Below are 6958 nucleotides of genomic sequence, written 5' to 3' on the forward strand. Positions count from 1 at the left end.
TTGGCCGACGACACGCCCCTCGACCTGTTCCGCCGCGCGCTGACCGGTACCGCGCGCGCCATTGCCCGTGAGCCCGAGGTGGAGGTCGCATGGAGCGCCGATGCGCCCGCCGCCAGCGGCAAGAACTTCCGCGTCCCGCTCCCGGGGCGGACCCTGCCGGCGGCGCAAGCGCAGGAGGCGCGCGGTTTCGCAGACAGCTTTGCCCTGCGTCTGCGGCATCACAATGACGCGCTGCACAGCAAGCACGCCCCGGCCGAACCGCTGGCGCGCGCCTGTTACGATGCCGTGGAGCAGGTGCGTTATGAGGCGCTGGGGGCAAACGATTTCAGCGGAATGCGCACCAATCTTGACGCCGCGGCTGAGCTGCGTGCGGCGGGGGATCCGATTGCACGGGCGACCGAGGCCAGTGACGTGCCGCTGCAAACGGCGCTGGCATTGCTGCTGCGCGAACGGCTGACCGGCACGCCGGTGCCACAGCGCGCGCGTGCGGGCGTGGAGCTGGTGCGCGAGTTCATCGAAAGCCGAACCGGCAGCGATTTCGACGATCTGGCAGGCTCGCTGGCAGATCAGCGGGCGTTCCAGTCGCTGACGCTCGATATGCTGCGGCATCTCGATCTCACCCGCAACGATGATGCACCAGATGCGACTGATGATGACCCCGACGCCGACGATGAGGGCGCCGAGGACGATGCCGGCGACGACGAGGGCGATCAGGACGAAAGCGAGCGCCAGTCGGGTGAAATGGCCGGCGAGCTGAGCGACGGCGATAGCGAGGGCGACGCCGAAACCGAGCCGGCCGCAGACGAGGACATGGCCGAGGGCACTGGCGAGGACGAGGGCGAGGAGGGCATGATGCCCGTGCGCCCCAACCGCCCGTGGACCGATCTGCCCGAAGATTTCGATTATCGCGCCTTCACCACCCGTTTCGACGAGGTGGTCGAGGCGGACGAACTGTGCGACGAGGAGGAGCTGACCCGGCTGCGCGCCTATCTCGACAGCCAGTTGCAGGGGCTGCAGGGTGTCGTCACCCGGCTCGCCAACCGCTTGCAGCGGCGGCTGATGGCGCAGCAGAACCGCGCCTGGGATTTCGATCAGGAAGAGGGCCTGCTCGATGCCGCGCGCCTCGCCCGCGTGGTCATCAGCCCCGGCCATTCGCTGAGCTACAAGATCGAGCGCGATCAGGAGTTCAAGGACACCGTCGTCACGCTGCTGATCGACAATTCGGGCTCGATGCGCGGGCGGCCGATTTCCATCGCCGCAATCAGCGCCGACATTCTCGCCCGCACGCTGGAGCGCTGCGGGGTCAAGACCGAGATCTTGGGCTTCACCACCCGCGCCTGGAAAGGCGGGCAGAGCCGCGAGGCGTGGCTCGCCGATGGCAAGCCGCCGCATCCGGGCCGCCTCAACGATCTGCGCCACATCGTCTACAAGCAGGCCGACGAGCCATGGCGCCGGGCGCGCCGCAATCTCGGCCTGATGATGCGCGAGGGGCTGCTGAAGGAGAATATCGACGGCGAGGCGCTGCTCTGGGCGCATGAGCGCCTGCTCGCCCGGGCGGAAGATCGCCGCATCCTGATGGTCATTTCCGACGGCGCGCCGGTCGATGACAGCACATTGAGCGTCAACAATGCCGGTTATCTCGAACAGCATCTGCGCAAGGTGATCGGCTGGATCGAGCAGAAATCGCCGGTGCAGCTCGCCGCGATCGGCATCGGCCATGATGTGACCCGCTATTACAAGCGGTCGGTGACGATCATGGATGTGGAGCAATTGGGCGGGACGATTATCGAACAGCTCGCCGGCTTGTTCGAGGTGGAGGGACAATGAACGTAACCGAAGCCGTCGCCAGCCGGCGTTCGATCCGGCAATTTTCGGGCCGTCCGGTGGAGGAAGCGACATTGCGTCGCGTGCTCGAGAAAGCGCAGAGGGCTCCGTCGGGCGGCAATACGCAGCCGTGGAACGCGGTGGTGGTGACGGGGGCCGAACTGGCGCGGGTGACAGATGCGGTGAAGGCATTGGTGGCAGAAGCGCCGATGGGCAAGGGCGCGGAATATCCGATCTACCCCGCCGAACTCAACGGGCGCTATAACGACCAGCGCTTCGCGGTCGGCGCGGCGATGTTCGATTCGCTGGGCATCGCGCGCGAGGACAAAGTGGGCCGCATCGAGCAGATGCAGGCCAATTGGGAAAGCTTCGGCGCGCCGGTGCAGATGTTCACTTTCTGCCCGAAATATATGAACCAGCCGCAATGGTCGGATATGGGCATGTGGCTGCAAACGGTGATGCTGCTGCTGCGGGAAGAGGGGCTGGATAGCTGCGCGCAGGAAATCTGGGCGATGTATGGCGAACCGATGAAGGCCCTGCTCGGCATCCCCGACGATCACATCTTCTTCTGCGGTATGGCGATCGGCTGGCGGGACCCTGACGCGCCGATCAACAATTTCCCCGTGCCGCGCGTGCCCTATACCGAGGCAGTGGAATTGCGCGGCTTTTGACAGCCAGCCGCGCGGGCGGCAAAGCGCGGGCCATGTCTGACACGCCGCTCAAGCTCTACAATTCGCTCACCCGCCAGCTCGAACCCTTCGTGCCGATCCACCACGGCGAGGCGCGCGTCTATACCTGCGGGCCGACGGTCTATAATTACCCGCACATCGGCAATATGCGCGCCTATGTGTTCGCCGATGTGCTGGGCCGGGTGCTGAGCTTCAAGGGCTATAAGCTCACCCACGTCATCAACATCACCGATGTCGGCCATCTCACCGACGATGCCGATGCGGGCGAGGACAAGCTGGAGAAAGCGGCGGCAGCCGGTGCCCGCTCGATCTGGGATATCGCCCGCCATTATACCGAGGCGTTCTGGGACGATATCAAGGCGCTCAATATCCGCCAGCCCGCGCAGTGGACGGTGGCGACCGATTACGTCCCCCAGATGATCGAGTTCGCCAAGGGCATCGCCGACAAGCACTGTTACGAACTCGACAGCGGGCTCTATTTCGATGTGTCGACCGTGGCCGATTACGGCCGCCTCGCCCGCTCGCGGACGGACGAGGGAGAGGGGCGGATCGAGGCGGTCGCGGGCAAGCGCAACGCGGCTGACTTTGCCATCTGGCGCAAGACCCCGCCGGGCGAGACGCGGCAGATGGAATGGGACAGCCCCTGGGGCCGCGGCGCGCCGGGCTGGCACCTCGAATGCAGCGCGATGAGCGGCGCGGTGCTGGGCTTCCCGTTCGACATTCACACCGGCGGGATCGACCACCGCGAAATCCATCACCCGAACGAGATCGCGCAGAACCAGGCGCACACCTGCTCCGACCACTCGGGCGCGAAGATCTGGATGCACAACAACTTCCTCGTCGACCGGACGGGGAAGATGAGCAAATCCTCGGGCGAATTCCTGCGGCTGCAATTGCTGATCGACAAGGGGTATCACCCGCTCGCCTACCGGCTGATGTGCCTCCAGGCGCATTACCGCAGCGAGCTGGAGTTTTCGTGGGAGGGGCTACACGCCGCGCTAGTGCGGTTGAAGCGGCTGGTGATGGCGGTCGAGACTGTCCGCAGCGGCGCACACTCCGCCGAGGGCGATGTCACCAGCATCGAGCATGTGCGCAGTCACCTTGACCGCTTCGAAGGGGCTCTATCCGCGGACTTGAACACAGCCGAGGCCCTGCTTTGGCTGGAAACCATGCCGAGTTTGAAAGGCATTGGGCCTGTCGAAAAGTTCGTTGCGATCGAAAAAATGGATACTGTCCTAGGTCTTGGCTTGCTCCACATCACCCGCGCCGACCTGCGCGTCCGGCCCAAATCCGCGACCATTACCGAAGCGGAAATCGAAACCGCGCTGGCTGAACGCAAGGACGCGCGCGCGGCGAAGGATTTTGCCCGCTCCGACGCGATCCGTGATGACCTTACGGCGCGAGGGGTGGAGGTGATGGACGGCGACCCGCTGGGGTGGGACTGGCGGTTGGCGATTTAAGCCGGGGGAGATGATTGTTGACCACCGCCGTTCTGTCCGCGCTGATCCGCCCGCTGCTCGAACCGCAATTGCCCGACTGGCTCGATGTGCGCTGGTTCGCCAGCAAGGATGAGGCGCTGGCCCTTGCGCCCGATGCCGAGATCGGCTGGTTCGATCTTCACGATCACGCCGCGATGGCCGAGATTGTCACCGCCGCCGCGAACGTCAAATGGCTCAACTCGATCTATGCCGGGCTCGATTTCCTGCCGCTCGATCTGCTCGCCCGGCGCGGCACGGCGATCACTAACGGCGCCGGAATCAACGCCATCACCATCGCCGAATATGTCGTGATGCTGATGCTGGTCGAGGCGAAGGGCTATCGCGATGTCGTGCGCGCGCAGGAGCGGCGCGAATGGCTGCTCGATTCGCCGGGCAAGAAGGAGCTGGCCGGCTCGTCCGCGCTGCTGATCGGCATGGGCGCAATCGGCCGGTTGGTGAAGGCCCGGCTCGAGGCGTTCGAGGTGGCTGTCACTCCCACTCGCCGCACGCCGGGCGCCGGCGAGCTTGGCCCGGATGAATGGCGCGCGCGGCTGGGCGAATTCGACTGGGTGATCCTGGCGCTGCCCGCCACGGCGGAGACCGAACATCTGATCGGCGCTGACGAACTGGCGGCGATGAAACCGGGCGCGGTATTGGTCAATATCGCGCGCGGCAGCGTGGTCGATCAGGCGGCGCTGGTCGCCGCGCTCGGGGCGAAGCGGATCGGCGGCGCGCTGCTCGATGTCACCACCCCCGAGCCGCTGCCCGCCGACCATCCGCTGTGGGCGCTCGACAATGCGCAGGTCACCATGCACCTGTCGGGCCGCGCGCAGGACAAGATGTTCGTCCGCTCCGCCGAACGCTTCCTCGCCAACCTCGCCCGCTACCGCGCCGGCGAACCCGTCGCGCCGCGCTTCGACCCGGCGTTGGGGTACTGACATCACGCATCCTCCAGCAGGAGGAGTTCGCAGGTGACGGTCAGCTCCGGGGCGGGGAGCATGGTGTGTTCGGCGGCGATCACCTCCGCGCTGGCGACCAGTTGGCCGGGCACGGTGAACTCGTGATCCGACAGCTCGGCGATCAAGTGCTCGCCGCCGGCCACCGCCTGGTCGCCGGCGTAGCGGAGCGCGATGCGGTGCCGCGTTCCGGCGAAGGTGACGCTGGCCCACGCCGTCTGGTCGTGGCGCAGCACCTCGCCGTGATTATGCGCGAGGGCCTTGAGCGCGCGTCGCAGATGGGCGGCCAGGCCGCGAACTGGCCGATCAGCGCCCATGCTGCGCGCTCCGCTCGCGGGCGATGAAATGGTGCACGCGCCGCTCCATCGACGGGCGCGGCTCGCGGCCATTGCGCAGATCGAGCACAAAGCGCGGATCGCGCACCGCGAGGCGGCCGAAGCGCGTGGGCGCCATCTCGGTCTCGCGCAGGAATTGTTCGATAATACGGATGAGCATGGACCCTCTCTGCCGATTCGGTGTTCCATGTTTGTTCCAAGCGAAATCCTACTTGTCTAGGAAAAATCCTATGCTATAGGTTGATTGTGGCTCGACCAGTTTCATCGCCCGCTTTCGAACCGGACGCCGCCCGTCAGGCGCTGCTGGGTGCCGCTACGCGCCGCGGGGTGAGCCTTGCGGCGCTGTCGGAGATGATCGGCCGTAACCCCAGCTATTTGCAGCAATATATCCGCAAGGGCAGCCCGCGAAAGCTGGAAGAACACGACCGCCGGGTGCTAGCCCAGTTCCTCGGCATCAGCGAACAGACGCTCGGCGGGGATGGTGCGGTCAGCGCGTCGGGCGACGATTATGTCGTGGTTCCCCGGCTCCCGATTGACGCCTCCGCCGGGCCGGGCGCGGTCGGTGCGGAGGAAATTTCCTTTGACGCCTATCGTTTCAGCCCGCGCTGGATGCGCGAGATGGGCCTGCAACCGGGACAGGTCGCAGCGATCCGGGTTGAGGGCGATTCGATGGTTCCGCTGCTCCAATCGGGCGATGAAATCCTGGTCGATCAGACCCGCCGCGCGGGCGAGGGGGTGTTCGTCGTGCGGATCGGCGATGCACTCCACGTCAAGCAGGTGCAGGCGCGTGGGAGCGGCCGGATCGCGCTGATCAGTGCCAACGAGGCCTATCCCCCGGTCGAGTTGGGGCTGGACGAGATCGCCGTCATCGGCCGCGTCGTGTGGAAGGGCGGGCGCATCTGACCGCCCGCTTGCATTCGCGCGGGCGCCCCGCCATTTCCTTGCCCATGACCGAGCGCTCCCAGCCGCCGATGAAGGCGGCGATCATCCCTGTCACCCCGCTGCAGCAGAACTGCTCGCTGATCTGGTGCACCGCGACGATGCGCGGCGCGCTGGTCGATCCGGGCGGCGATCTCGACCGGCTGAAGGCGGCGGTGGCCAAGGCCGGGGTCACGCTGGAAAAGCTGCTGGTGACGCATGGCCATATCGACCATTGCGGCGAGACCGGCGTGCTGGCGAAGGAACTGGGCCTGCCGATCGAAGGCCCGCACGAGGCGGACCGCTTCTGGATCAGCCGGCTGGGCGAAGACGGCGCCCGCTACGGCGTCAATGGCGAGGTGTTCGAGCCGGACCGCTGGCTGATCGATGGCGACACCGTGACCGTGGGCGACCTGACGCTGGAGGTGCTCCATTGCCCCGGCCACACGCCGGGCCACGTGGTGTTCTACCACCGCCCCAGCCAGTTCGCGATTGTCGGCGATGTCCTGTTCCAGGGCAGCATCGGCCGCACCGACTTCCCCTTGGGCAACCATCAGGATCTGATCGACGCGATCACGCAGAAGCTGTGGCCGCTCGGCAACGACGTCACCTTCATCCCCGGCCACGGCCCCACCAGCACCTTCGGCCGCGAGCGGCAGACCAACGCCTTCGTCAGCGATTACGCGCTGGGGTGATGTCCGTTATTCGGACCTGAAAGCAGATGGTCGGCGAACGACCCCATTGCGGACGTTCCTTCG

8 protein-coding genes are annotated in these 6958 nt (G+C 66.1%); 6 read left to right on the forward strand and 2 right to left on the reverse strand.

Annotation, left to right across the window (positions count from 1 at the left end):
- Genes cobT through ILT46_RS09510 form a run of 4 tightly spaced genes read left to right on the forward strand, consistent with a single transcriptional unit; the run spans nucleotide 1 to nucleotide 4929 of the window.
- A complete protein-coding gene (cobT, locus tag ILT46_RS09495) occupies nucleotides 1–1827 on the forward strand; it encodes a cobaltochelatase subunit CobT (protein WP_199504403.1) in 1827 nt (608 codons plus the stop codon).
- Nucleotides 1824–2495, forward strand: coding sequence for a nitroreductase (locus tag ILT46_RS09500; protein WP_199504404.1), 672 nt, complete (start codon nucleotides 1824–1826; stop codon nucleotides 2493–2495). Before cobT ends, ILT46_RS09500 begins: the two co-directional genes overlap by 4 nt.
- Before the next feature lie 32 nt (nucleotides 2496–2527).
- Nucleotides 2528–3973, forward strand: coding sequence for a cysteine--tRNA ligase (gene cysS / locus ILT46_RS09505; protein ID WP_199504405.1), 1446 nt, complete (start codon nucleotides 2528–2530; stop codon nucleotides 3971–3973).
- 17 nt (nucleotides 3974–3990) lie between these two features.
- Nucleotides 3991–4929: a D-2-hydroxyacid dehydrogenase gene (locus tag ILT46_RS09510; RefSeq protein WP_199504406.1), complete on the forward strand. Its 939-nt coding sequence runs from the start codon at nucleotides 3991–3993 to the stop codon at nucleotides 4927–4929.
- Between the two features lie 2 nt (nucleotides 4930–4931).
- On the opposite strand, the gene ILT46_RS09515 is transcribed toward ILT46_RS09510, so the two are convergent.
- Nucleotides 4932–5264 (reverse strand): hypothetical protein, encoded by a 333-nt coding sequence (locus ILT46_RS09515; RefSeq protein WP_199504407.1) that lies wholly within the window; start codon nucleotides 5262–5264, stop codon nucleotides 4932–4934.
- Nucleotides 5254–5442: a hypothetical protein gene (locus ILT46_RS09520; protein ID WP_199504408.1), complete on the reverse strand. Its 189-nt coding sequence runs from the start codon at nucleotides 5440–5442 to the stop codon at nucleotides 5254–5256. Before ILT46_RS09520 ends, ILT46_RS09515 begins: the two co-directional genes overlap by 11 nt.
- 86 nt (nucleotides 5443–5528) lie before the next feature.
- Here ILT46_RS09520 and ILT46_RS09525 point away from each other — a divergent pair, with 86 nt between their 5' ends.
- Together ILT46_RS09525 and ILT46_RS09530 are read left to right on the forward strand one after the other, a co-directional pair.
- Nucleotides 5529–6185, forward strand: coding sequence for a S24 family peptidase (locus tag ILT46_RS09525; RefSeq protein ID WP_370592404.1), 657 nt, complete (start codon nucleotides 5529–5531; stop codon nucleotides 6183–6185).
- A 68-nt stretch (nucleotides 6186–6253) separates the two neighbouring features.
- On the forward strand, nucleotides 6254–6895 hold the full coding sequence (locus tag ILT46_RS09530; RefSeq protein WP_199504420.1) for an MBL fold metallo-hydrolase: 642 nt from the start codon (nucleotides 6254–6256) through the stop codon (nucleotides 6893–6895).
- Nucleotides 6896–6958: the final 63 nt, after the last annotated feature.

Source organism: Qipengyuania sp. YIM B01966 (assembly GCF_016461955.1).
GTDB lineage: Bacteria > Pseudomonadota > Alphaproteobacteria > Sphingomonadales > Sphingomonadaceae > QFOP01.

Bases quoted from the DNA above. Each gene is read 5' to 3' on its own strand.
- ILT46_RS09500 (WP_199504404.1), top strand. From the start codon at position 1,824: ATGAACGTAACCGAAGCCGTCGCCAGCCGGCGTTCGATCCGGCAATTT.
- cysS (WP_199504405.1), top strand. From the start codon at position 2,528: ATGTCTGACACGCCGCTCAAGCTCTACAATTCGCTCACCCGCCAGCTC.
- ILT46_RS09515 (WP_199504407.1), bottom strand. From the start codon at position 5,264: ATGGGCGCTGATCGGCCAGTTCGCGGCCTGGCCGCCCATCTGCGACGC.
- ILT46_RS09520 (WP_199504408.1), bottom strand. From the start codon at position 5,442: ATGCTCATCCGTATTATCGAACAATTCCTGCGCGAGACCGAGATGGCG.
- ILT46_RS09530 (WP_199504420.1), top strand. From the start codon at position 6,254: ATGAAGGCGGCGATCATCCCTGTCACCCCGCTGCAGCAGAACTGCTCG.